At 47.8% G+C, this 982-nt stretch carries 2 protein-coding genes; both read left to right on the top strand.

The features are described 5' to 3' along the window. The first annotated feature begins 117 nt into the window (after nt 1-117). On the top strand, nt 118-477 hold the full coding sequence (locus AC1RPW_RS07605) for a hypothetical protein (RefSeq protein ID WP_289866914.1): 360 nt from the start codon (nt 118-120) through the stop codon (nt 475-477). Nucleotides 478-657: 180 nt separating this feature from the next. Further along, a partial coding sequence (locus tag AC1RPW_RS07600) for a hypothetical protein (protein WP_481769383.1) occupies nt 658-982 on the top strand: 325 nt, incomplete at its 3' end.

The raw sequence follows: 982 nt of genomic DNA, 5'->3' as shown, positions 1-982 counted from the left end.
ATCTTATACAGCGAAGATTGTTGAGAAAGACCCTAATGGTAATGTGGCTTGGACAAATTCCGCTGTGCTCGCGTCCAAACCAGTAATAAACCATATTAATTAACGGGAGGCTCAGTCATGGCGCAAGTAAACGCAAATGCCGTGGCTGAGTCTATTCTGACTCAGCAGAATTCAGCTGCTAATGCAAATGCTATAGCGGAAACTCTGCTACTTACACAGGCTACTTTAGTCAAAGCCAATGCAGTAGCAGAAACCTTGCTCACGGTTGCGCCGAAAAACATACAAGACACGTATGTTCAGATGGAAATAATTTCAGGCGGTTTGATTCCGGCGAATGACTATGGAGTTAAGCTTGAGGTGATTGCAGGGCTTCCATATGACACACAGGATGGATATGTGACGCTAGAGATTATAGCGCAAACCACGCTGACGCCAGCAAAGCCGATGACAACAATAACTTGGTTCACGCCAAGCTAAGGAAATAAAATGACCTTGAAATACATGCAAGGGTTTGAGACGGTTCGTGACGATTCAGACCTTAGAACACAGGGATGGTCCCCAACCCCTGCTGCGCCGACACGTAAGACAACCGTAGCGATTCCTAGTGTAACTGGCGTAAACGGTTTCTCATTGCGTCCCATAGGTGCATTCCAGTCAATGTCATATTCAACGGCTGCATGGGGAGCGGCAGCAGATCAAACATTTGGATATCTAAACACAGGCATCACAGTCAATCAGGCTTGGCAAGCTGGTGGTATCACACTAGGATTCGGCGCGAGATTCAACACGGGGACAACGTTGTACTACGGGGCAGCAAAAGCAACAAATCCGGTGTACGACGGATCGACCTATTGGGCTACTATGTCAGGCGGTAGCACTGGTATTGCTACGTCGGCAGATTTAACTACATGGACCCCGATTCCTCAGCAGTTGTCCAATGTGGCGGCGCTTGGATATGTGGGATCAAATACAGTTACGGCAT

The organism is Dellaglioa sp. CoH-55-MRSF-8, from assembly GCF_056782195.1.
Note: the sequence above shows the minus strand (reverse complement) of the source record. Positions and strands in the feature narration are given on the sequence as shown.